Here is a 21,969-nt window from a genome sequence, read left to right as displayed (position 1 = left end):
CCTCGCCGGTAACCGCGACCTCGCCGATGCGCGCGCCTGGTGCATCGGCTGCCATACACGGGCCGACACCGCCCGCGGCCCGTGCCGGCCACCCCTGCGAGGACGACTGCGCCCTCGCCACCGACCACGACGGCCTGTGCGCCGTACGCGTCTGACCGATTCCCCGCCGCTTACCCCCAAGGAGGTCCCTTGCCCCTGTCGCTGATCCGGCTCGCCATCGGCCGTACGAACGGCACCGCCCACTACGGCTGTCCTGCTCGACGCCACCCAGCCGCTGACCGTGTGCGCCACCCACTCGCCCGACCTCAAACCCATCGGCGAGAACACCGCGCACACCCTGTGCCAGAGCTGCACCCGCGCCTGGCTCATCCTCACCATGCTGCCGCACTCCGAAGGCGAACCGGATTTCCGCCCTGCCGCAGGCGCGGGCAAGAGCGCCGTTGCGCACTGGCCGATCTCGGGGCACCTGCTCGGCTACTGCGGCAAGCCGCTCGACGACGGGTCATCCACCGCGGGCGAGGTGTGTGCCAACTGCACCGGACTCAGCGCCGCCTTCGACCGCTTCCGCCACACCGTTGGCGAGCTGGTCCTGCCCAGTGGCGAGCCGTCCCTTGTGGACGACAGTGTCCCCTGTGGGCCGCGAGCGGGCGGAACAACCTCGTCACGGGCTACCGCCGTGATGCGCTCGTGGGCACCTCTTGGTGCGCGCAGCAGCTCGCCGGCCCCAACTCCGACGCCTCCCACGAGTGCGGGACATGCCGAGGTCGCCCGCCAGACCTACACGCTTCCCCAGGCCCGTGAACGCGCTCGCTGGTCGCATCAGCGACAGGAACGCGCGGCCTCGACGTCTTCGACGACCGGGCCGGTGCTCTGCAACCCGGCGACGCCTACTCGCTGTCGGGGTGCGCCGAGACGCATCACGTCGTGGCCGCGGCCGACCGTATCCGGGAGAGCCACCGGGATCTCGTCGTCTACCTGCTGACCGACGACCGGCTCGCCGACGTACGGGTGCACCGTGACCGTGTGGTGGCCTTCCAACGGCCCTCGCACGTGACCGATGTGCTGCTTCAGCCCACAGCGTTCGTTCCGTAGATCGCCCCGACCCATCCCAGCCCGGTGGCCGAGCCTCAATGGCCTGGTCACCGGGCTTTTGCCGTACGAGAGTGCGTCGGAGCCGCCAAGTTCGACACCGTGGCCATCAACCCAGGAACCGGCCAAATGCCATAGAGGGGCCCAGTTCTCTCTCCGCAGACGCTCGGAGCCGACGCCCGCCCGCGCCGTAACAAGGCGCGGCCCCGCCAGCGAGACGCGCTTGCGGGGCCGCTGATACGACTGCGGGCTAGGACACGGCCTTGGTCTTGGCGAACGCCTTGTTCAGATACGTGTCCACGAGTCCGGGCGAGCCGGAGACGACCATCAGGACGGTGCCACTACGGATCGCCGTCTGCTTGACGACGCTGCGCTGACCACCGGCGGAGTAGGCGAGCAGCTGGCTCCACTGCTCGTCGCCGAGTTTGGGAGCGGTGGTCGTCTGAGTGGTCATGTCGATGGCAGTGCTGCCCGAGACGACCTGGTACTCGGGGCAGGAGACCATCGCGTCGAAGATGCGGCCAACGCCGTCGGACAATTTGTTGGCTGTGTCGCTGTACAGCTCCTCGCTCACCTCGGAGTCGCTGCCGCCACTGTAAGTGAACGCGGCCTTCGCCTTGTGCGCGAAGTCGAGGCTCTGGCTGGTCGCCGCGTGCCCGCCGAGCTTGTCGAGGGCGGGGCAGCCGATCACCGTGACGTCGTCGTTGTGCTGAGCGCGCTCGGCTTTACGGACGTAGCCCTCGCCGAGGTCCTGCTCGGTCAGGAGCCGCTTGCTCAGCGCGGCCGAGGACAGCGGCTTGGCGTCGGCGGCGTCGCTTCCACCGTGGGGCGAGGAGGCCGCCGTCGGCGAGGTGCCGGAAGGGTCGGCGGAGCAGGCGGTAAGGGCGAGTGCGGTCAGGAAGAGGGCGGTCGTGGTGTGGTGACGCATGCGAACCCCTTGGTGTGCGGAGCGGACGGGTCTGACTGGGCCGACACACGAGCCACTGCCGGCGGGTAGGGGTTACGGGTGGTCAGTGGCCCAGGTGGCGCAGGCCGTCGTCCAGGGTGGGGTGGAAGTGGTCCACGGGACCGGAGTTGCGGTTGTACCAGGCTGGGTCCAGGCGCGGCTCGGCGGTGTTGTGGCCTGCCCGGCAGCGCAGCCAGATCGTGTCGTCGCGCATGCTGAAGACAATCCAGTCCCGGTACGCGGCGCACTGCGGGCACTCGCGGACCTCGCCGTTGATGACGAGCGGCTGCTCCCAGCGCATCATCAACCCCTCGACCTCGTGGCGCGAGGGCACGCGAAGGTCCGGCGGCGGGAAGTCGGGTACGTCCTCGGGGCCGCCGCCGTCCTGGGCGATCGGCGCCGGCTCGGCGGCCGGGCTGACGAAGTCGGGCGCCGCCCAGGTCGCGTGCATCTCCAGCAGAGCCTGGCCGGCGAGATGGGCCTCGCGGAACTCGCGGTTGGCACGTCGTCGAAGCATCTGTCCCCCTCTTCGTCGTTGATCGGCCACACGGAGAGTGCCCCAGGTCTCTGACCTGCTGCAACTTGCAGATTCAGGAATCACTTCGGCTTCCTGGGCCGACTGCTGTGGCCTGTCGAGGGCCGCTTTGGGCGCTCGGCGCCCTGCGGCGCGGTGGCGTCGACCTCGGGCATGGTGGACGCGTCGGCGGGCAGGTCCGCCATGCGGCGCAGCCGCCACACCAGTACGTCGCTGACCGAGTCGGCAGTGTCCAGTTCGCGTCGCCCGACGGCTTCGGCGAGCAGGGTGGCTGGCTCGTGGCCGGCGGCTTCTACGTCGGCGAGGGTCGCAGCGAGTGCGTGCCAGCCGGGCTCGGCGAGGATCTGCTCGGCCAGCTCCGGCACCGCCTGGCGCAGGTGTGCGGCTTGGCGGCGCTGGAGCGGCTGGGAGAGTCGGAGGCCACGGTGGCGCAGCACGGCCATCGGGTGGTGGGCGGCGGACTGGTAGGCCACGCGCAGGTGTTCGGCGGCCTGGCGGGCGGCAGCGGCCTGCTGGGCGTGGTTCTTCCTGCCGTGCCAGTGGGCTGCGGCGATGACCAGGAAGGCGACCATGTCGATCACCATGGCGGTGGTGGCGCCGTCCTCGCCGCGGCCAAGGGCGGGTCCGCCGTAGACGAGGTCGCGGGCGGCCTGGCGCAACGCGCGGTCGTGACCGCGCTCGGCCTGTACGTGGGAGCGGGAGGCCCGCTCGAAAGCCCGTGCCGCGTCCCGGAGTTGTTTGCGGGTGTGGGCGGCGGAGGTCTTGGCGAGGGCGTCGAGGACCTCCCCGGCCGCCGCGATGTGCGCGGCGATCTGTTGGTCGTTGCCGTGGTCGATGATCAGGATCGCCTGCCAGGCGGCGGCTGCCGCGCGGCGCCGAGCTTGTGCCGGACCGCTCGGTGTGCCGGCGCGGATCTCGGGAGCGGGGGCTTGCTGTGCGGCGGACCAGCGTTCACGAATGCGGGGCAAGGACAGGTCGGGGGCGAGCGTGGAGCCCGCGAAGAAGACCGGTTCGTCGTCCTCGTTGCGGTCATCGACCAGCGCCACCGTGTAGCCCAGCAGATCACCGGAGGGCGCGACGCGCTTGCGGATGAGCAGGCCGGCCGCGGCCAGCCGGTCGAAGAACTCCTCCTCGCTGGCGGCGCCGGCCACCGCGCGGCGGACCGTCTCACGCAGTTCCTCGCGGGCGGTCTGCTCCCGGCCCTGGCGCTCGGCCTTGTGGCGCTCCGCGCTGGTGGGGCGCTTGGCAGCGGTTCCGTCACCTTCGTTGACCAGGGTCAGGCCCAACTCCTTCTCGATGAGACGGCATTCCGCCTGGGCGCGCTTGCCGGAGCGGAAGTCGTCGGGGCGGCTTCCGTCCTCGCACACGAGGGTGGCGACGATGTGGATGTGGTCGTCCGCGTGGCGTACGGCCGCCCAGCGGCAGCCGGGTTCCCCGTCGCCTGGATCAATACCGGTGGCCGCGACAACCCGGCGAGCGATGTTCGCCCACTCGTCGTCGCTTAGCGTGCGGTCGCCGGGAGCCGCGCGCACCGAGGTGTGCCACACGGGCAGGGCGGGGCGGGAGCGTGGAGGGAGGGCCTCGACAGACTGGTCGAGGAGCCCTGCCAGATCCTTGACGGCGCGGTGGAAGTCAGCGCTGCGCCCTGGGTCGGGCGCCAGGCCGTCGAAGGACGCGACGAGGTGCGGGTCGACGTGCTCCTCGGCACGTCCGGGGCCGTACAGGTAGTAGAGGAGACCGGCGGTGTCGTCGCCCGGGTCGTTGATGCTGGGAATCATGCCGGGTTCATGCCGAGTTCTGCTGGCGGGCGATGAGTTGGGATACGGCTTCGTGGACGCGGTCGGCCGCCGCGCGGACAGCGGCGATGGCCGTCTCGAGCTGCGGTGCGTCGGCGCCGGAATTGAGTGCCTTGACGGCCTGATTGAGGTTGCTGCCCGCCCAGCCGAGACGGCGGCGGGAGTCGAACAGGGCGGTGATCACTGCGCGGTCGTCGGCTATCTCGGCGGCGGTGCGGTCAACGTCGCGGGCGGCGCACAGGGCGGAGCGGGCGAGGAAGCCGGCGACAGACAGATTCGTCTGGGCAGCGGCGGACTTGATCAGGGCGAACTCTTCATCGTTGAAGCGTGCATTGGGCTGGTGCAGACGCTTCTTCTCGCGCGGCTGGCGCGGACGCTGACGGGCACGCGGTGCGGCGGATGAGCGGCGACGGCGGCGGTTCGGCTGGTTGTTCCCCCCTGGCCTCGGTCCGCCCTCGGTCGAAGCCTGCCGGACCTGCGCCCCCTGGTGCAGGTCCGACCCCGGCCCCTTCGGGGCGGGGTCGGCGGAAGCTACGCTTCCGCCCCAACTTGCTCCCGGCGAGACCGAGTTGGTGACAGGCTCGTTGGGGTTGTGGGGCTGGGGTTCGTTCGGCTTCGTCATCGGGCGCGGTTCCTCGTTGTACGGGTGTGGTGCTGGATATGGGCGGCGAGGCCGACCATGGCGGCGGGTCCGTCCAGGACGCGGACGGGCGCCTCGGCGGAGGTCTGCACGAGCCACTGACCGTTCGGGGTCCGGAGGGCTGCGTGCAGGAGGCGGTGGCCCACCAGGACCTCTGCCCAGGCGCTCGCTTCGGCTGCGGTCGAGATCGCTGTGCGGGTGTTGCGGGAACGGATGGCGGGCCCTTCAGGGTCGAGGGTGGCCCGGCATCTAGCCGGGCCACCGGGTCGCAGGGGTGGATAGGGCGGTTGACCTGCGGTTACATCTCTGTCAGCCGCATATCGGGCAGCGGTCGAAGTGTCGGCCTAGGGCTTTGGCCATGCGGGACTTCATGGCGAGGGCGTTGGTCGCGCTCGTCTTCGCCGCTGTCGTGCCCGTGCTGCGCTGCGAGTGGTTACGCAGGAACGCGATGTCCTGCTCGTAGCCGCTCTTGAGGCGCTGGAAGCGCTCGCAGGTCTTCATCGGGTCTTCCTCGTGTCTCGGGGCAGGTGAGCGAGCGTCGGGTCCGCGTACAAGGCGGCCTGCAGATCGCTGAACAGCGCGTTGCTGACGCTGATGTTGTTGCGCCGCAGGTGCGGTCGGATGGCCCGGCGGGTCATCCGACCTTCTTCAAGCGCGGCTTTGCGGGCGACCTCGACCTTCACCTCCCAGGAGACCTCGTCGTCCTGGTCCGTCGGTTGGTCCGCAGGGTTCGTCCGCGGCGTGGTCGAGGCGCATTGGTCCGTGGTCCGCGCCCCCTGCGATCCGCCGGAGGAGTCGTCCTCGCCCTGGTCCGTCGGTTGGTCCGCGTCCAGGTCCGGAGCCGGGGCGTCGTGGTCCGCGGGGGTAGGGCCGGTGGGCTGGTCCGCGGTCCGCGTTGTGTGGCCCGAGGCCCGCAAGTGGTCCTGGTCCGCCGGAGAGCCCTGGTCCGCGGTCGCCGGACCAGGCTCTTCGACTGGTCCGTGCTTCTCGCCCGCCTGGATGTGGTCCACCGGAGGGGACGAACCGTCAGTCGTTTGACCTGCGGCGTCGCTGGTCCGCTCTTCGCGTGTGGCCTGCGGACCAGAGGCGGTCCGTCGGTCCACGGCAGGTGTGTCGTGGTCCGCCGGGTGGTCCGTGCCCTGGTCCTCGTCGTGGTCCGCCGGTTGGTCCGCGTCGTAATTCGCGTAGTCCGGGGCGGGGGTGGTCCGCTGGTCCGGAGCGGGAGCCTCGTGATCCGCGGGGGTGGGTTCGGTGGGCTGGTCCGTGGTCCGCCGTCTTCCGCTCTGGCGGCGAACCTTGGTCCACAGGCGTCGGACCAGACTCGTGGTCCGCTTCTTGGAAGCCTCGCCCGCGTGGTCCGTTGGGGCTCCGGCGCCCGGGTGGTGGCGGGTGATGAGGATGTAGAGGTGGACCGCGCCGGCCAGGGCGAGCGGGGCGAGGGTGGAGAGCACCGCGACGACCGTGTCGCTCAGACGCAGAGCGGCGTGAGTGGTCTGCTGGTTGAGGCGGACCGCGTGCAGGGCATTGGCCCAGATACTCGCGGCGGTGGCACCGCCGAAGAGCGTCCAGACATACAGCCGCGCCAGCGCTGGGGCTGCGGAGAGCACCAGCAGGGCGCGTACCCCGTAGGCGATGAAGCCGTCGATCACGAGCGGGAAGAGGTAGGTGAGGAATCCGCGGACGTGGATGGCGACAGCCATCTGCCGCAAGGCGTCGTAGCTGAGGGCGCATCCGGCGAAGCCGAGGGCCACGATGGCGAGGCGGTCCCAGGCTCCGACCGGCGCGACGGCGGGGCGTGTAGCGGTGGGGGTCATGCAGCCTTTCCGAGCGAGGAGATCAGGGTGTGGGTCTGCAGCCGGCTGCGATCGTCGGGCGTGGCGTCCTCGTCGTCCGGCAGGTTCTCGTGGGCGTCGTCCTCGTCCCGGTCTTGGTCCAAGTCCTCGTCCAGATCCCAGAAGCGGTCCCGGTCCTCGACGACGTGGCCGGCCTCGCGCATCAGGTCGCGGATCCAGTCGAGGTCGGCGCTCAGGAGGTAGGCCACGCGCTCCGGGCTCCAACCGCGCAGGTTGGCGTGGTGGATGAACGTGCTGCGCTCCGCGGTGCTGAGGTAAACGTCGCGGCCCTGGAGGACGGCGCGCACGTGGCCGTAGTCCAGGCGCTCGCTGAGTTTCTTGAGCCAGGGCCGACGCTCCTTGGCGGTCAGACCGCCCCAGATGCCGTAGCGGATCTGGTTGTCGATCGCGTAGTTGAAGCAGTCCTTCTTCACAGGGCAGGTGGCGCAGGTCCGCTTCGCCTCGGCGATGGCCTGGTGGTCCCGGGGCGTGTGGAAGAACAGCTCGTCGGCATCCTCCGGGTCCATGCCGTGGCATGAACCCCTGGCGTGCCAGCTGTGGTCGGCGATTCCCCGCAGGTCAGGTGCGGGGGAGTTGTTGGTGGTGATGTGGCGCAAGGAAGTCTCCGGGGTCGCCTCGCCGGGGAGGGCGGGAGGGGCAGCACCGTGGTGCGGCGGTGTACGGCGAGGCGGGGCAGGGTGTGGCGGGGCAGGGCCGCACGGTGGGGGGGGGATTGGTGGCGCGCGAGCGGGTCAGCGGCGCTGGAAGCGGCGGTCGGGGCCGGTGAACTCGACGGCGGTGCACATGCCGGACAGGCGGGAGAGCACGCGGTCGCCGACCTTGTCGCGCAGCACCGCCTGGCGCGCCGGGGTCTCGCTGGTGCGGACGGGCGGCATGTTGCTGGTGAAGATCGTCGGCAGCTGGTTCTGGCTGCGCCAGTTGACCAGCCGGAAGGTGATCTCCTCGGTCCACTCGCTGGGCTTGGCCGCCCCGAGGTCGTCGAGCAGCAGTAGCGGGATCCGCATGATCCGCCGCAGCAGGTGCTCGGGGTCCACGCCGGCGCGAGGTCGAAGGTCGGCGTACAGGTCGGCGGCGGTGGCCGCGTACCAGTTCACCCCGCATCCGGCTGCGGTCAGCGCGCGGATCGCGCCGTACGCCTGGTGCGTTTTGCCGGCGCCGGTGGAGCCCCACAGCAGCAGGCTGGGCCCGTGCGTGATCTCCCGGCGTCCAGCCGTGCCGTAGTGCGGGTTGCGGCCCTCGGCATTCGGCGCCACGGCGTTGCCAGCGACGGACCGCACCCACGCGGCGACGTCCGGGTGCTCGGGCACGGCGGCACGGTAGTCGACCGGGATGCGCGCCTGGGCGGCTTCCAGGGCCGGGATCGGCTCCGGGGTGTCCGGCAGCGGGCGGTCCAGGTCCAGGCCGCGCTCGGCGAGCTTGGCCTCCAGGCGGGCCCGCAGCCGCTCGGAGATCGCGGGCTGCGGGTCGGCGTAGCGGGAGCGGGTCACAGGCGGCCTCCAAACGTCGTCGGCTCGGCGGTGGGGTTCAGGTACGGCGTGTAGGAACTTGCGGTGCTGGCCCAGGGCCCCGCGCCGGAGGCAGACGACAGCGCCGAGGTGGCCTGCGGCGTGGCATTGACGACCTCGTTCACCAGACTTGGCAGGACGCTGGGGTTGAGCCCTTTGGCCCGCAGCTTGTCGAGCGCGGTGCGGATGTCGCCGGCCTCGAAGCGCTCGTCGAGCAGGGCGTTGATCTTCCGGCCCAGATGACCGAGGAAGTCCTCCGGCGGGCGGCGGTTGCAGCCTCTGACGTACTCAGCCACCAGCTGCTTGGCCGAGACCTTGACCGAGGGAGCGCCGGGCGCGGGTGCCTCGCGCCCCGTAAGGAAAGATCCAGGATCCAAGATCCTAGATCCAGGGCGTGAGGGCTCCTGGAGCTCTCCCGTAGTCCTCCGGGAGTCCTCCCGGAGTGCCATCTGAGCTGCGGGTTTATCCAGGGGTGCCGAGTTGGTGCCCGTAGGAGCGTCGACCGGTGCCGCCTCGGGCTCCAGCGCGCGCTGCGGGGGGTCGGCGCCGTGGACCGCAGGGCTGGTGAGCCCTCCCTGCGGACTCCGGGAGTCCTCCGGGAGCCCTCCGGGAGGGGTCAGTGCCACCGGAGACGATGCATGTGCCCGCTTGCTGGGGCAGGCCGCGTCCTGGCACTTGCCGCATTTCTGCTCGGCCTGGTGAACAGGGCAGCGCGGCAGGCGGGAAGCAGTCGCCTTGTTGATCTTCTGGTGCTGGTCCCAGGTCACGATGTGCAGCCAGGTCCGCCCGTCACATCCCGTGTAGCGGCACACCAGCCCGGCGGAGGCCAGCTCGTCCAGATCACGGGCGACGTGCGTGGCGGTGTGCTCCGGACGCAGCGCCCACAACCGCCCGGCGATGATGGCGGGATGGTCACGGTGCCGACCGGAGTCGTCGGCCTGGGTCAGGAGCCCGAAGAAGGTCCGCTCGGCGGTGAGGCTGACCGAGGCCAGGTCTTCCGACTCGAATGCCTCGGGCTTGATCGTGCGGATGCGTGCCATCAGAGCGCACCTCCGCCACGGCACGGGAGGCAGCCCAGCCGGACTGGCGCGTGACCAGAGCGGGCGGAAGGGACGCGGCCTGCCGCGCAGGCCACGCGGAACGGCCTTTTGCGCAGGGCAGCGGACATGCAACACTCTCCTCTGAAGTGAATCCGCTCCGGGGCGTGAAGGTGGAATTGACCCGGGTGCGGTGAAGGTGGGTAAGTCTCCGGCCCTTGCACAGGCAGGAGTTCCATTCGGCGGTCGGCGTCCGGGAGTTGCACCTCCTGGGCGCCGCCGCTGTTTTCCGGGCTACCCAGCCCGGCTGGCTCGCGTGAACCGCATACCGCTCCTTCTGACGTCAGCCACTGGGCGAGGCGCCCGGCGAGGGACGACGAACATATGTAGGGGCCGCGACAAGATCCAGACTTAGCTCAAGACCGCGGTACAAGTCGCAGAGCGAGGCGCCGACGCCGGTGGCTGCTGTGCTCCTCGCATATGTCGCGCCGGGCAGGGTGCCCGCGCAACGGCGTTGCGCCTGGCGTTCGTCCGCGCCATCAGGCAGGTGGGCAACGCCCAGGCGACACAGGGCTCGTTGGGTACCCGATCGGCGATCGAGCGGGCACGCCAACGCCCATCGGCTTGTGTCCGTGCAGGGCGCCGAGCGGGGAATCGAGGATGGACGCCGCGCTGGCCGTGGGCACCGGCCTTCTGTGCAGGGCAGGCGGCATTAAGTCTCTCCTCCGTAGTTAGATCGCGCCGGGGCGCCCGTGGAAAGGTCCGGTGCAGTGAAGGTGGGTAAATCTCCACGTTCGGGAGTTGCTGCTCCCATCGCGCCGTCGCCGTTTTTCAGGGCTATGTCACGCGGATGGATCGCGTTTGCTGCACGTGACTCCTATCGCCGTCCGTCGCGATCGGGTAGTCGGCGGGGGACGACGAACATATGCATGCCCTGCGTCAAGCTCTAGACCTTGCTGAAGGACTCTCCACAAGTCGCACGGGAGGTCGTCTCCACCTGCGCCCGCGGCTGGATGTGGCCGACCGGGACACAGGCAGCAAGGTGATCGCTCCGACGTCCTCGGAGATGATCTTCATCGCGTCCCCCTCGTGCCTCAGGCCACTCCGGTCGGTCGAACCGGCTGGCCAGAGCGATTTAAGCCAAGCCTCATCAGAGGCGTCAACGGTGATCTTTTGCCCGGTTTACTCGGATAGGTCGCCCGGCCGGGGTGTGGCTACAGGTGGACCTACGGCCCCGTAAGTCGCTTTCCATGTATGGGGAATGGCGACAGTTGGTCATTTTGACGACGCATTACATAAGGTGGTCTAGACCGCCAGCGGAGCGGTCCGATGAAAACCGGCAACGTTTTGCCGATTTTCGACTCGGTGTCGCTAAGTGATCAGATGGCGTGTCCGATTCGAGTGCGAACGCCCCGTCATGCCGGACATAAGTTGTTCGAGGTTGAACGAGTGTAAGGGGTGCGATTTGTGGCCCACTCCACAGATGGTCAAGATCATTTGAAAATTGCGTATTGTTCCTGGCGGGGGGACTCCGGGCGGGGTCCAGCACATGTGTGCTGGGCCCTTTTATGTGCCCGGGAAATGAGAGTCCCCTCAGAGGCGTAAGGCAGGTTTCTCGTGGTCGCAAACGGACACGACCAAAGCGGTAACGACGGTGCGGACGAAGGCATTTCCAGGAAGAGTGGCGGCGGACAGCAGCCCGCCGGCCAGTACATGGGCTTCGGTGCGCTGCTGCGCCGGTGGCGCAGGGATGCACGCGTCACGCAGGCCAGGGCGGCCAAGGCCCTGGGCATGGGGGAGCGCACCTACCGCAAGATCGAAAAGGGTGCGACGCCGCCACGGCTCACTCCTGCGCAGTGCGAGTCCCTGTCGATCCTGCTTGGCTTGGACCGCGAGGAGCGCCATGCGCTCCTGCTGTACAACATCGGCTCGAACCTGATACCGCCGCGCGGCGCCGGCCAACCAGAGCTGCAGAAGGCGCTGCGGCTGCTCATCGACCGGCAGATGCCCAGCCCCGCCTATCTGTGCGACCAGCACTGGAACATCCTCGGCTTCAACACCGCCATGGCCGAGTGGTGGCCCTGGGTGATGGAGCCGGGGGCGAACCTCATCCTCTGGGCCCTCACGGCGCCCGAGGCACGCACCCAGTATCAGGACTGGGACATGCACGCCTCGGCATACGTGAAGATGCTCAAGTTCGCCCAGGCCACCAAGCCGGACGACGCCGAGCTGCGCGAGCTGATCGAAAAGGTCAAGAAGGACCCCGACGCCCGCCACGTCTGGGAAAACGAGCACGACATGGGCGAAACGCGCGACGGCCATGTCTTCCGGATGAATGTGCCGACCCTCGACTGGGAAACCGTCGAGGTCGTCAGCCACGTCCTCTACCCGGCGTCCCTGCCCGAGTGCCGCTTCGTCGTGATCACCTGGGTCGAGGGCGGCGAGGAGGAGCACGACGCGCTCGGAGGCACCCGGAACGCCTGGGCCGCCACCACTGCCAACCAGGACGATGTGGAAGCAGCCCAGCGGCACACGCAGAATCGCCTGGCCGAAGACACCGCAACCCGCTGGCGGCGGGAGGCGGCGGCCCTCGCGTCCCGCACCGTCGTGGCGACCGCACAAGAGGCGGCCGCGCTTGCGGGGGAGAACGGCATTCCGATGCCGGTGATCAGCAAGGTCGTGGGCCCCGACACACAACTGACGCTCTCACCGGACCAGCGCACCGTGGTGTGGGCCGTGGAAGAAGCGGTCGGTTGCTGGTCCGTCACCCACGTCTCGCCCGCCACCGTCTTGGCGCGGGTGTCGAGGGAAGCCGTACACGGAGCGGGCCGCGCCGAAATGCTCCCACTGGTCCGCGCCGCACTGCCGGCCGAAGCCGACGCGGCCGCCACGCGCATCGGACAGCTCCTCGAAGAGCGCGAGAACGAGCAGCGGGTCCTGCGCGAGGTCCTGACCATGCTCGACGCCGACGAGCCGAATACCCGGCAGGCAGGACAACAGACCTAGACCGGCTGGCGTCCCCCTAGAGGCTGCCTTGCCAGCGGCTTCCGGCGTGCGCCCTCTGCCCAACCCCCGCCGTCTGCAAAGGAAGACCCACATGCCGAAATACACCTATCCGCTCCCGCTGCGCTGGGCCGACGCCGACAGCTACGGGCACGTCAACAACGCACTGTTCCTCCGCTACATGGAGGAAGCGCGGACGCGGATGTTCCATGACATGCTGCCCGCCGGCGAGACCGAGCGACGCCAGTGCGCCTTCGTGGTCAGCCAGTCCGTCGTGAACTACCGTTCTCCCCTCGTGTATCGCGAGGAGCCCATCGAGGTGGACGTATGGGTCGTCAGCTGCCGTGGAGCACGACTCGAACTTGGATACGCGATCCGAGACGCTGACCACACGTACGCCGAGGCCACGACCAAAATGGCTGCGTACAACCTGAACACGGGCAGTCCGCGGCGCATCTCGGAGCCCGAGATCGAGTTCTTCGCTCGCTTCGCGGAAGCCTGATCCACTGCAGGGCGCCGGGAGCGCGCACTGGCGTGGCAATCGTGCACGTCGCTCTCAAAGTGGGCTCGGGGAGTCTCCTGATACCTCGAAGCTGGCCGCCCGGACAAGAGCTGTCCTCCCTGCTGGAGACCCGTCGCGGCCAGATCGGTTAGCTCATCGCACTCGCCGAGCCCTCTGTAGGTGAACGCCCGCCGTCGGCGAAATCGGTGAGGCGGGCGATGGTGTTCTAAAAGTCGGTTCTGCGACCCCTCCGCACTACGACTGGGTACCAGTCCGACACTGCCCCCGTCTTGGTGTGGAAGTGGAGCGTAGCGCCGATCTTGTTATGGGATCTCCCTACTGCCCTTACCCACCCTCAGCCACGGATTCTCGCTCCGTGCGAGGGCGCGGTCGAGGTACTCCTTCTTCACCACGGCGGAGCCGGGCTTCCACCGGCCCTGCCTGGTGGGGTCACCCCCGGCGTCAGCGATGGCCCGTGCTCCGCCGCGGCGGAGGCCGTGGGCTGTGATCCCCTGCCAGTTGGGCAGGCTGGCCGTGTATGCGCAGCTGCGTACCCAGTCGTTGATGGCGTCGCCGGAGACGTGGTCGCCGCGGACGGCGGCAGTGGAGCGGTTCTGCAGAGTGCCGACGACGGTGAGTGCTCGGGAGAATGCGCTGTCGCGGGCGCCGAGCCGGTGGAGCATGTTGAACCATTCCCGAGTTGCGTAGACCGGGTTGATCAGGGGGTCTTCGTCCCAGACGGGGATGAACGTCTCCTCGCCCTTGGCCTGCTGGTCGGTCTTGGAAGTGGCGATCCACGGGGCGACGCCGTCCTCTTCCACGTCGACGTCGGCCTGTAGCAGGTCGGCGAGTTCGATGCGCCTGTTTAGGGCACCGCGGCCAAGGACGAGCGCGCACCGGTTGCGGACGCCGATGGGATGGCGTTGGTCGCAGGCGGCGACCATGGCGCGGAACATGTCGTCGGTGATGGCCGGCGCCTTCTTCACCCGGTGCCGCCTGCCCCACGTCTTGCGGTACTCGTTGAGCATGCCGCGCGCCACCTTCGTTCCCGGCCGGGCGTCCTCCGGCTGCCACGTACGAATGGCGGACATATGGGTCCCGATGGTATTCGGTCGGTAGTCGCGGGCGATCATGCTGGCGACGTATTCGATGAATGTGGCCGTCGTGCACGGCCGCGCCACGCGGCCCATCTCGTTACACCAGCGCTCGAAGATGCCGCGCTGGCTGCGATAGTTCTTGTCGGTGTTCGCCGGCGCCGACGCCTTGTCGATGCGGCGGGCGGTCTGATCGGAGACGTACAAGTCGCGCGCGGTGTACGTCGGCCGTTCGGTGACGGGAAGCTCTCCCGGCCGGAGGACGGTGTGCCGGTCGACCAGGGGGCGTGCCGGGGCGGTCGGCTCGGCGAGAGTCGGCAGCAAGCTGACCTTGTCGACCAACTCGGCGTCGACTGCCTCCACCAGCTCGTCACTCACGGAACGCCCCCAGTATCCGCTGCCCTTGGCCAGGGGCTTGTGCCCGTTACAGGGCAGCCCGGTCAAGCAGCCACGTATAATGGAAATTATACGTGGCTGCTGTTGGTAACGTGCCACGATCATGCGCTAGTTGCTGGGCTGTCAGATCTCGCTGACAGACCGGTACACGTACCTGCCGGCGGAAGGGATGCCCTGTCAACTCGGGCTACATTCCTGGCGCATGGACATCCCATGGGGCGAGATCGCCACCTTCTCCACGGCCGCGCTCAGCGCGGCTGCTACGGCTGGCGCGTGGCTGGCTGCACGCCGCTCTGCGAAGACCGCAGAGACGTTGGCCCGAATTGAGCAGGACCGCTGGCACGCGGAACTGTTGCCCCAGTTCCAGGTCGCCATCGACCGGGGAGAAGGCGATCGAGCAACCCTCAGCGTGCGGCTGGTGGGCCCGATTCCTCTGCGGCACTTGGACGAGATCCGCATAGAGATCGCACCCAGCGACGACATGTCGCGGGTCGCACGCCTTCCCGGCGGCCCGACCCAACAGGAGTTGGATGGCCAGGTGTGGGGCCCGCTCCGCTTCACGCACGGGGCCGACGGTGCTGACGTCAACGGGAAGTCTGTCGCCCCGTTCGCCCTGGAAGTAGGCAAGGGACGCCCGTTCAGCATCGAGCGCACCAGGCCGCCCCACTGGCAGGAAGGAAACGATGGGGATGCCCGCTGGCGAGACCAGTGGCTGAACGAGCCCATGCGCCTCGTCTTCACCTGTCGGCGTGAAGGCTTCAAGCCCTGGACGGTGCCTTGCGATGTGGAGGTTCCTGAGGCTCCGCGCGTTCGTTGAGCGGTTAGGCACGCTGGAATGAAGCGCCCCCTGCTCCCCGCCCAGGCAGCGGCTGCGGGGGCACCCTGACGTCCGGGAAGCCGGAGCGCCTGGTGAGAGCGTCGCGCAGGTGCGGGACGCCCGCGGCGGTGTCGACGCAGATGTAGCCCCCATGCCGCTGTCCGCGGACAGGCGCCGCGAGATGGCCCGTTCGTCGACGACGAGCACCAGTCCGGTGCGGACGAGCTTCGGCTCTTGCCGGCGCTCGCGGTACCACGACGCTTCCTGCCTGTCCCGCGCTCTGCAGCTCGCAGTTCAACGGCGCGCTGGTCCTCTGCATCGGGACCCGGGATCAAAGCTTGCCGGTCCGGTGCTCGGCCCAGGTCTGTGCAGCGCGTTGCATGGGCCTCGCCCAGTCGTCTGGGCTCTGGTGCGCGATGGAGTCCCACAGCCGGCGCTGGACGAGGGCGAGGGCGTCGAGCCCGGCGGGCGGGGCCAGCTCCCATGCCGGGTGCGCGGCGGCCTCGCCCTCGGCTTGGCTGGGCGTGTGGCCGTGGGCGATGAGCCACAGCAGCCACAGCGCGGGGTCGATCCAGGCGGCGCCGAGGGACGCCCATGCCCAGTCGACGAACAGGGCGCCGCGGTTCGTCATCAGGATGTTGTGGGGGTTCCATTCAGTGTGGAGCAGGCTGTTCCCGGCGAACCACGACAGGTCGGCCGGGTCGTCGACGTACTTCCGGAGCCGGTGGGGCATGGACTTCAGCTCGATACTCGGGGACGGGACCTCGGCCAGGCGCGTCATGGTGGCCACGACGGCGGGGAGGTCGGGTGACCCGGGCGTGAAGTCGGCGTGCTCCCCGGTGACGTACTCGAAGCCGAGGAGACTCCACCCGTCGTCTTCCATGTGCCAGTGCAGCTTGGGGGCGACGTCCCGCACGTATGGGTTGACGCCCGCCTCGCGGTCCTGCGTCCAGACGCGGGGGTGATCGAGCGGCAGGCCCTTGACGAACAGCGTGTGTTCGGTCGTGCGCACGCGAGCGGCGATGGCGCTGTTAAGGCCGGCGCTCACGGTCCCGACATCGACAGCCGGACCGCTGGCCTTCTCGACCAACCGGAGTACCTCGTCCGGGAGTTCGGTCAGACGCGGGGTGGGCATTTGAGCCTCCAATGGGGGAATGACGCTGGGGCCGCGCACCGGCACGTGGCCCCAGCAGGGTGGTTCGGTTCAGTTGTACGGGTTGTCGTCGCCGCAGCCGGGGAGACTGCCCTTCAGCAGCTCCTCAAGGTTGGCGACCAGGACGACCGCCTCCGGATCCTCCACGATGGGCTCCGGCTTGCGCGTGATCTCGACGATTACGGCAGGCATAGCGCTTACCTCTCTCCGTGTTGGCAGTAGTTGACCAGTGGTGCCTTCGCCTCCTGGAAGACCTTCGCCATCGGCCTGCACACCCGGCACGCGCCGGACAGTTTGCAGCCGTTGCATCCTCCGGTGCGAAGCATGAGGGACTCGGCGATGTCACCGAGTCGGGCCAGACCCTCCACGCCTTCGGCGATCAGGTCGATGCTCGGTTTGCGGCCGACCTTGCAGATGGAGGCCCGCCCGAATGGGTCGGCGTGGAAGAACGTCACGCCGGCGGGGCAGCCGGTGAACGGTGCCCGATTGGTGAGGTACTGGGGTGACTGCGACGGCAGCGGCTCGGCGGTGCCGTGGATCGTCGGCGAGATGTTCGCGTACTCGCGGAACGGCACGCGGAGCTGCCCGGCCCAGTCCCGCATGGCCTCGACCTCATGCGCGTTCTCCCGGACGATGATCAGGCTCAGGTCGATGTTCAGTCCCGCGGCGAGGGCGCTGTCCAGGCCCTCTCGGAAACGGTCGAACGCGCCGCGGTTCCGGGTGACCGTGTCGTACGTTTCGGCCGTCGCTCCGTACACGCTCAGGGTCAGCTTCGCCGGCGGATTCGCGACCAGCAGCTTGAGGATGTGGTCCTTGTGCAGCCGAGATCCGTTCGACAGGATCTCGATGATCAGGCCCAGTTCGTAGGCGTGCTGGTACGCCTCGGGGAAGTCCGGGTCGATGAGCGGCTCGCCGCCGGTCATCTGCAACCAGATCACGCCCACGTCGCGCATGACGGCAAGCAGCTTCCGCTTGCCCGTCATGTCCAGGCCCTCGAACCGCTTCTCGCCGAGGTAGCACATGATGCAGTCGTAGTCACAGCCGAGGTTGAGCTCCCACGTTGCCCGGCTGAACGCGTACGGCCCCGCCTCGCGGACCAGGAGGACGTCGCCGATGCTTCGGCCGGCCAGGTCTATGTGCCACTGCGCGCGTACGGCGTCGACGAGCCACTGGGGCACCGTGTCGGAAATCGCCGCGAGGGTGCGCAGTTCCTCGAACTTGGCGTGTGGGAGCTGCACGGCCTTGGTGCTGCCCGGCCGCAGTATGAGGCGCCGCCCTCCGAACGGTGCCGCAACGAGCTGGTGCACGTCGTCATCCCTTCGTCTGGGAGCTGGTGGGTCAGGGCCCGGCGCGGGGCGGGAGAGCGCCGTGGGGATGGAAACGGTGTCTGCCCCACCCCGCGCCGGGAGTTGTGCTCTGCCCGCGGGCTAAGGCCGAATCGGCCCCGGGCCGCCGGGCAGAGACTAGGTCGCGCCCACCCGTTGCCGTTGGCCGCTGGTCACTTCACGCCGTGCGTCTTCCCCCGCCATCGCGTGGAGCTCCTCCAGGGACACGGGGGTGATGCCGTGGAGGCTGACCACGGTGAAGTTGGCCAGCGTCCACCGGATCCGCTTGTCACCGATGTGCACGTGCGCGAGGTCGTCCGGCCGCTTCCCAGGGGTGGGGAGCGGAGCGAGAGTGACCGGGTCGTAGAGCACTCCGGCCACTCCCCACAGCGGGGTGTACTGAACGAGCGCGGCGGCGAACCCTCGCCGCAGGTGCGGGCACGTATCAATCGACTCAATCGCGCAGGTCGGGTGTAGAGGGGGTGCGGCGGTGGTCTCCCCCTCGGCGATCGGGACGGCGGCGCCCATCAGGTGCAGGGTCCGCTCGTCGGCCCGCGAGTCCAGAACCGACTCTCCGCATACCTGGCACAGGCTGTACCGCATCGCCCGTTTCTGCCGGAGCGAGTTGAGCCGGGCGAAGTCGGGCCGGCCGCGGCCCTGCCCGAGGCCGGAGCGTACCCAAAGCGCCTCGTGGCGGCGGTCGGTCACGGGGTTCTCGTCCTCGTAGCCGATGCCCTCGCCGCCGCGCCCGACGATCCGGACGATCTTCGGCTGGTCGACGGCCTCCGCTGTCCACTGCGTGACGTAGGGGACGTGGAGGAAGTTCCAGTAATGCTGTTTCGGCATTACAGGTCCACCTCCCCTGGCGGGAGGACCGCGCGCACGGTCTTGCCAGGGCCGTCGTGGTGCAGAAACCAGGTGACCCGGGCGCCCAGACGTGCGACGTGCGAAAGGCCGCGTCCCCGCTCGCCTCTCGATGCGGCGTCGAAGTCGGGGAATGAGGGGTTGAGGTCACTCACGTCGATGATGAGATCGCCCGCCGCGGTGACGGCAGTACGCAGGTGGAGAGTCTGCGTCTCCGGGTGACCGGGCATGCCGTGGCGTACTGCGTTGTCGACCAGCCGGGCGACCATCTCGACGGCCTGGACGATGGGCCCTGCCCAGCGGAGGACGGGAAATATGGTTCGCGTCCACCACCGCGCCGCCCTCACGGCGCTGATGCCGCAGGGCAGTTCGGTCTGGAGGGCGACGACGATCGGCGATGGTCGCGTGACCGGCACGAGATCTGTCCCGACGTCCTGGACGGGCGGCTGCACGGTGCGCAGCAGCTGCGGCAGGGCACGGTAGACCATGCTCGCTTGGGTTGGCGCTCCGCCCAGCAGCTTCCGAGTCTGCTTGGCGAGCTGGTCCACTTCCCAGACCTGCACGCCCAAGTCGTCGAGTGCGTACTGCTTCAGCGTTCTGCCGCGGGCCAGCGCTTGGACGTAGTCGAGGGCGTCAGGAGGTAGCGAACCGGCGTCCTCTGGGTCCGGGACATCAAGGATCCTGTGGACACGCGCTCGAAAAACGAGTTCTGGCTGCCGACCCTGCGGCCGGCAGCGCTCGGCGCCGAGTTTAGGCGCGGCCCCGGCCCAGACTGACCCCAAGCCCGTAGCGGGAATGCGATGCTTCTCCTCGGCGAGCTTCCCCGTGATCTCCGTGCTGCTGTGACCCAAGGCAGCCAGAGCAATCGCGCGACGTTCCACCTGAGTCAGCGGCGTAGCGTCTTTCGGCAGTTCGGGGCGTGCAATGACAGTCACCAACCGTCATCTCCCATCAGGTCGAGAAGCGCGAGGACGGCCAGGGCGAACCGGCGGACATGGCCGTGTGCACCGTCTGGGCGAGGATGCTCGGCGCTCACCTGGATCAGGCACTGGATCTCATCGAGCGGGTACGGATTCACGAGGTGCGGCACGAACTGCACAAGCGTCGTCGTCGCCTCCCGGAATCGCCCCGCGATGTCCACGATTTCGCCAGGAGTGGGGTGCGCGTGCTCGCCGAGTACGGCCTCCAAGTCGTCGTACAGCTCGTCATCGATCGCCTCATGGGCGAGGGAGCGACGCAGGCCGGCGAGGAGCACTCCCAGTGTCTCGTGATTATTGGATGACGGTCGGCCCAGGAGTTGCGCGGCGACGTCGGCCGTCACGGCGACCATCACGATCCCCCTTGGGGGGCCGCCAGGAGGCACCAGACGGTCGTGCCGTCGTCGCTGACGCCCCACTTCCCGTCGTTCTCCTGTACCAGGCCCTCAACGATCGTGAGGCCCCGACCCGACTGGTCGTTGTCGTTCGCCGACTTGGGCTGAATGCTGCCCTCCTGGCCGTCGCAGACCTCGATGCGGAGGAAGTCGTCCTGATGGGTCACCGTCAGCCTGATCTCCGTGGTGCCGCTGTGGAGGACTGCGTTCGTCAGCAGTTCGGAGACGATCGTCAGCGCATCACCCATCAGCGCATCGAGGCCGCAGTACCTGAGCCGTGCTGCGGTGACTCGCCGCATGATTCCCACGCAGCGTGCGTCTTCTGCACGGGGCGGGGCGTCACCGCAACGGGGCGCAACACTGAAGCGCTCGTTCACCACGTCCCCGTCGCGGCGGAGGACCGCGCGAGGCGTCCGTACGGCTGTCGTCGCTCCGGCAACTCTCGGGGGCATGGGGAACTCCCTGGTTCGTCAATGTGCACGTCCGGGCACTCTCAGCGAGGGCTGTTACGAGCGTTGCAACGGCGCGCAGACGGCTCTACCCCCAGACCGGCCTCGGGGTTTAGCAAAATTGACGGAGTCCCTCTGCTCTCCCTCGGACTCACCTCGGATCTGCTAAGTAGCTCCTGAATGGGGCAAGTTGATGTTGACGGCGCACTAACGTCATGACAGTGACGTGCTAGGCGGATGGATTGGGGAGGCACCCGTGTTGTTCTTCCGGCACGCCCTCGAAGGACGCGGTATACGGACCCCCGAGGACTTCCTGCCGCACTACAGGAGGGCGGCCGAGCGGCTCCGCTTGGAGAACGTGGATCCGGCACCGAAGACCATCGAAGGATGGATCTATGAAGGGCGGAAACCGCAACGGGCCTTCCGGCCGGCCATCGTGGAGATGCTGGGCTACAGCATTGAGGACCTGTGGACTGAGGTACCCGAGGGCTCCACGCCGAACTTCGTTCCGCTGACCAGCGCGTCACCGACTGCACTCCATGCCGACGCGGGCGTGGACCTGAACGAGATGAAAAGGACGGGCGCGATGGCTGTGCAACGCGCGAAGGAGTTCCTCCTGGACAAGGACCGACAGATGGTGGGCGACGAGACGCTCGGCCTCCTCGATGACGAGGTGGCCCGTTTGGTCGCCGTGTACCCGCGTGAACCACTGTCGGCCATTTGGGACGACCTGCTCGAGACCCAGGACCAGGTGTTCCGTCTCCTCGACGGCCGCAGGGTCCGACCATCACAGCTGCGTGACCTGAACTTCAAGGCTGCCGTGCTGTCCTTCCTCGTGGCCAAGGGCTTCAACGACATGGAAGTCCCGCAGCACGCGATGACGATGACGCGGGTCGCCGCGTCCTGTGCCAAGGACGCCGAGCACCCCGGTCTCATCGCACTCACCGACGGCCTGAAGTCGCTTATCGCCTACTGGGCGGACCGGCCCGGCGACGCCTACCACTACGCCAGCCAGGGAGCCGAAACCGCCGCTGGCCTTCGCGGTACCGTCGGACTGTGGTTGCTCGGCCTCCAAGCGCGCGCCGCCGCAATCCTGGGCGACCAGGAAACGGTGCGCGCCGCCAACCAGAAGGCCGCCGACCGACGAGAGCGAGTCATTCCGGACGACTTGGACCAGCTCGGTGGTCTGTTCACCTACGCCCCCGAGAAGCAGCTCTACTACGCGGTGGAAGCCGAGGCCCTTCTCGGCCACGGTGATGAGCAGCTCGCCGCGCAGGCAGAACAAGCCGTGCAAGGTTTCAGCGACCCCAACTCCCCGAACTGGGCGTTCGGCGACCTCGCAGGTTCCCAATGCGACCTCGCCCTGATCCGTCTCTTCGGAGGGGACCTGGATGGCGCCGCTGAAGCCATCCGCCCAGTCTTGGACCTGCCGGTCACCCACAGGAACAACGGCATTGTCGTCTCAGCGCTCCGCGTCCGCCAGGCACTGATGAGTAGCCCGGCGCGCACTGCCCTGGTAGGCCAAGACCTCCGTGCGGAGATCGAAGCCTTCCCGGCGAGTCGGCCGGCGCTGCCCCGCGGGTAGAGTCCGAG

Annotated in this window: 23 protein-coding genes; 5 read left to right on the top strand and 18 right to left on the bottom strand. The window is 68.7% G+C overall.

Annotated features, from left to right (window positions below):
- Positions 1–924: 924 nt before the first annotated feature.
- Entirely contained in the window at positions 925–1,092 is a 168-nt protein-coding gene (locus ACIBAG_RS27285) for a hypothetical protein (RefSeq protein WP_399108396.1), read from the top strand.
- Positions 1,093–1,339: 247 nt separating this feature from the next.
- Here ACIBAG_RS27285 and ACIBAG_RS27280 read toward each other — a convergent pair whose 3' ends face one another.
- The 9 genes from ACIBAG_RS27280 to ACIBAG_RS27240 form a co-directional block, all read right to left on the bottom strand.
- On the bottom strand, positions 1,340–2,017 hold the full coding sequence (locus ACIBAG_RS27280; protein ID WP_399108394.1) for a hypothetical protein: 678 nt from the start codon (positions 2,015–2,017) through the stop codon (positions 1,340–1,342).
- Positions 2,018–2,099: 82 nt separating this feature from the next.
- Positions 2,100–2,552: a hypothetical protein gene (locus ACIBAG_RS27275; RefSeq protein WP_399108392.1), complete on the bottom strand. Its 453-nt coding sequence runs from the start codon at positions 2,550–2,552 to the stop codon at positions 2,100–2,102.
- A gap of 80 nt (positions 2,553–2,632) precedes the next feature.
- On the bottom strand, positions 2,633–4,348 hold the full coding sequence (locus ACIBAG_RS27270) for a relaxase/mobilization nuclease domain-containing protein (protein ID WP_399108390.1): 1,716 nt from the start codon (positions 4,346–4,348) through the stop codon (positions 2,633–2,635).
- 7 nt (positions 4,349–4,355) lie between these two features.
- A complete protein-coding gene (locus tag ACIBAG_RS27265; RefSeq protein WP_399108388.1) occupies positions 4,356–4,988 on the bottom strand; it encodes a hypothetical protein in 633 nt (210 codons plus the stop codon).
- 327 nt (positions 4,989–5,315) lie between these two features.
- Positions 5,316–5,507: a hypothetical protein gene (locus tag ACIBAG_RS27260; protein ID WP_399108386.1), complete on the bottom strand. Its 192-nt coding sequence runs from the start codon at positions 5,505–5,507 to the stop codon at positions 5,316–5,318.
- Positions 5,504–6,820 (bottom strand): DUF2637 domain-containing protein, encoded by a 1,317-nt coding sequence (locus tag ACIBAG_RS27255; protein WP_399108384.1) that lies wholly within the window; start codon positions 6,818–6,820, stop codon positions 5,504–5,506. Before ACIBAG_RS27255 ends, ACIBAG_RS27260 begins: the two co-directional genes overlap by 4 nt.
- Positions 6,817–7,455 carry a WhiB family transcriptional regulator gene (locus tag ACIBAG_RS27250; protein ID WP_399108383.1) on the bottom strand — a complete coding sequence of 213 codons (639 nt, stop codon included), beginning with the start codon at positions 7,453–7,455 and terminating at the stop codon, positions 6,817–6,819. Before ACIBAG_RS27250 ends, ACIBAG_RS27255 begins: the two co-directional genes overlap by 4 nt.
- Positions 7,456–7,590: 135 nt before the next feature.
- Complete coding sequence (locus ACIBAG_RS27245; RefSeq protein WP_399108382.1) at positions 7,591–8,346, bottom strand: ATP-binding protein; 756 nt, start codon at positions 8,344–8,346, stop codon at positions 7,591–7,593.
- Entirely contained in the window at positions 8,343–9,404 is a 1,062-nt protein-coding gene (locus ACIBAG_RS27240) for a hypothetical protein (RefSeq protein ID WP_399108381.1), read from the bottom strand. Before ACIBAG_RS27240 ends, ACIBAG_RS27245 begins: the two co-directional genes overlap by 4 nt.
- Before the next feature lie 1,614 nt (positions 9,405–11,018).
- Here ACIBAG_RS27240 and ACIBAG_RS27235 point away from each other — a divergent pair.
- A complete protein-coding gene (locus ACIBAG_RS27235) occupies positions 11,019–12,407 on the top strand; it encodes a helix-turn-helix transcriptional regulator (RefSeq protein ID WP_399108379.1) in 1,389 nt (462 codons plus the stop codon).
- A gap of 91 nt (positions 12,408–12,498) precedes the next feature.
- Complete coding sequence (locus ACIBAG_RS27230; protein WP_399108377.1) at positions 12,499–12,906, top strand: acyl-CoA thioesterase; 408 nt, start codon at positions 12,499–12,501, stop codon at positions 12,904–12,906.
- A gap of 323 nt (positions 12,907–13,229) precedes the next feature.
- Here ACIBAG_RS27230 and ACIBAG_RS27225 read toward each other — a convergent pair whose 3' ends face one another.
- The gene (locus ACIBAG_RS27225; RefSeq protein WP_399108375.1) at positions 13,230–14,501 is read right to left on the bottom strand and encodes an integrase; all 1,272 of its coding nucleotides are present in this window, start codon (positions 14,499–14,501) and stop codon (positions 13,230–13,232) included.
- 97 nt (positions 14,502–14,598) lie between these two features.
- Between ACIBAG_RS27225 and ACIBAG_RS27220 the strand changes: the two genes are divergently transcribed.
- A complete protein-coding gene (locus ACIBAG_RS27220; protein ID WP_399108373.1) occupies positions 14,599–15,213 on the top strand; it encodes a hypothetical protein in 615 nt (204 codons plus the stop codon).
- A gap of 4 nt (positions 15,214–15,217) precedes the next feature.
- Here ACIBAG_RS27220 and ACIBAG_RS27215 read toward each other — a convergent pair whose 3' ends face one another.
- The 8 genes from ACIBAG_RS27215 to ACIBAG_RS27180 all read right to left on the bottom strand — a co-directional run bounded on the left by ACIBAG_RS27215 (position 15,218) and on the right by ACIBAG_RS27180 (position 20,175).
- Positions 15,218–15,532 (bottom strand): DUF6302 family protein, encoded by a 315-nt coding sequence (locus ACIBAG_RS27215; RefSeq protein WP_399108372.1) that lies wholly within the window; start codon positions 15,530–15,532, stop codon positions 15,218–15,220.
- A 12-nt stretch (positions 15,533–15,544) separates the two neighbouring features.
- Positions 15,545–16,348 carry an aminoglycoside phosphotransferase gene (locus ACIBAG_RS27210; protein ID WP_399108371.1) on the bottom strand — a complete coding sequence of 268 codons (804 nt, stop codon included), beginning with the start codon at positions 16,346–16,348 and terminating at the stop codon, positions 15,545–15,547.
- Between the two features lie 69 nt (positions 16,349–16,417).
- Positions 16,418–16,558, bottom strand: a complete 141-nt coding sequence (locus tag ACIBAG_RS27205) for a hypothetical protein (RefSeq protein WP_004003493.1) — start codon at positions 16,556–16,558, stop codon at positions 16,418–16,420.
- Between the two features lie 5 nt (positions 16,559–16,563).
- On the bottom strand, positions 16,564–17,673 hold the full coding sequence (locus ACIBAG_RS27200; protein ID WP_399108369.1) for a radical SAM protein: 1,110 nt from the start codon (positions 17,671–17,673) through the stop codon (positions 16,564–16,566).
- Between the two features lie 156 nt (positions 17,674–17,829).
- Positions 17,830–18,537 carry a hypothetical protein gene (locus tag ACIBAG_RS27195; RefSeq protein ID WP_399108366.1) on the bottom strand — a complete coding sequence of 236 codons (708 nt, stop codon included), beginning with the start codon at positions 18,535–18,537 and terminating at the stop codon, positions 17,830–17,832.
- Positions 18,537–19,490: an ATP-binding protein gene (locus ACIBAG_RS27190; RefSeq protein ID WP_399108364.1), complete on the bottom strand. Its 954-nt coding sequence runs from the start codon at positions 19,488–19,490 to the stop codon at positions 18,537–18,539. The genes ACIBAG_RS27195 and ACIBAG_RS27190 overlap by 1 nt, the downstream gene beginning before the upstream one ends.
- Complete coding sequence (locus ACIBAG_RS27185) at positions 19,487–19,885, bottom strand: DUF6415 family natural product biosynthesis protein (protein WP_399108362.1); 399 nt, start codon at positions 19,883–19,885, stop codon at positions 19,487–19,489. The genes ACIBAG_RS27190 and ACIBAG_RS27185 overlap by 4 nt, the downstream gene beginning before the upstream one ends.
- Positions 19,885–20,175 carry an ATP-binding protein gene (locus ACIBAG_RS27180; protein ID WP_399108361.1) on the bottom strand — a complete coding sequence of 97 codons (291 nt, stop codon included), beginning with the start codon at positions 20,173–20,175 and terminating at the stop codon, positions 19,885–19,887. Before ACIBAG_RS27180 ends, ACIBAG_RS27185 begins: the two co-directional genes overlap by 1 nt.
- 457 nt (positions 20,176–20,632) lie before the next feature.
- Here ACIBAG_RS27180 and ACIBAG_RS27175 point away from each other — a divergent pair, with 457 nt between their 5' ends.
- Positions 20,633–21,961, top strand: a complete 1,329-nt coding sequence (locus ACIBAG_RS27175; RefSeq protein ID WP_399108359.1) for a hypothetical protein — start codon at positions 20,633–20,635, stop codon at positions 21,959–21,961.
- Positions 21,962–21,969 lie beyond the last annotated feature (8 nt).

The sequence above is a fragment of the Streptomyces sp. NPDC051243 genome, assembly GCF_044455405.1.
Lineage (GTDB): Bacteria > Actinomycetota > Actinomycetes > Streptomycetales > Streptomycetaceae > Streptomyces.
The sequence above is the reverse complement of the archived record's forward strand: the minus strand, read 5'-3'. Positions and strand labels throughout refer to the sequence as shown.

Excerpts from the sequence above, each read along its gene's own strand:
- ACIBAG_RS27280 (WP_399108394.1), bottom strand. The coding sequence starts at position 2,017 with ATGCGTCACCACACCACGACCGCCCTCTTCCTGACCGCACTCGCCCTT.
- ACIBAG_RS27275 (WP_399108392.1), bottom strand. The coding sequence starts at position 2,552 with ATGCTTCGACGACGTGCCAACCGCGAGTTCCGCGAGGCCCATCTCGCC.
- ACIBAG_RS27270 (WP_399108390.1), bottom strand. The coding sequence starts at position 4,348 with ATGATTCCCAGCATCAACGACCCGGGCGACGACACCGCCGGTCTCCTC.
- ACIBAG_RS27265 (WP_399108388.1), bottom strand. The coding sequence starts at position 4,988 with ATGACGAAGCCGAACGAACCCCAGCCCCACAACCCCAACGAGCCTGTC.
- ACIBAG_RS27260 (WP_399108386.1), bottom strand. The coding sequence starts at position 5,507 with ATGAAGACCTGCGAGCGCTTCCAGCGCCTCAAGAGCGGCTACGAGCAG.
- ACIBAG_RS27255 (WP_399108384.1), bottom strand. The coding sequence starts at position 6,820 with ATGACCCCCACCGCTACACGCCCCGCCGTCGCGCCGGTCGGAGCCTGG.
- ACIBAG_RS27240 (WP_399108381.1), bottom strand. The coding sequence starts at position 9,404 with ATGGCACGCATCCGCACGATCAAGCCCGAGGCATTCGAGTCGGAAGAC.
- ACIBAG_RS27230 (WP_399108377.1), top strand. The coding sequence starts at position 12,499 with ATGCCGAAATACACCTATCCGCTCCCGCTGCGCTGGGCCGACGCCGAC.
- ACIBAG_RS27225 (WP_399108375.1), bottom strand. The coding sequence starts at position 14,501 with ATGATCGTGGCACGTTACCAACAGCAGCCACGTATAATTTCCATTATA.
- ACIBAG_RS27220 (WP_399108373.1), top strand. The coding sequence starts at position 14,599 with ATGGACATCCCATGGGGCGAGATCGCCACCTTCTCCACGGCCGCGCTC.
- ACIBAG_RS27215 (WP_399108372.1), bottom strand. The coding sequence starts at position 15,532 with ATGCAGAGGACCAGCGCGCCGTTGAACTGCGAGCTGCAGAGCGCGGGA.
- ACIBAG_RS27210 (WP_399108371.1), bottom strand. The coding sequence starts at position 16,348 with ATGCCCACCCCGCGTCTGACCGAACTCCCGGACGAGGTACTCCGGTTG.
- ACIBAG_RS27205 (WP_004003493.1), bottom strand. The coding sequence starts at position 16,558 with ATGCCTGCCGTAATCGTCGAGATCACGCGCAAGCCGGAGCCCATCGTG.
- ACIBAG_RS27195 (WP_399108366.1), bottom strand. The coding sequence starts at position 18,537 with ATGCCGAAACAGCATTACTGGAACTTCCTCCACGTCCCCTACGTCACG.
- ACIBAG_RS27185 (WP_399108362.1), bottom strand. The coding sequence starts at position 19,885 with ATGGTCGCCGTGACGGCCGACGTCGCCGCGCAACTCCTGGGCCGACCG.
- ACIBAG_RS27180 (WP_399108361.1), bottom strand. The coding sequence starts at position 20,175 with ATGGGTGATGCGCTGACGATCGTCTCCGAACTGCTGACGAACGCAGTC.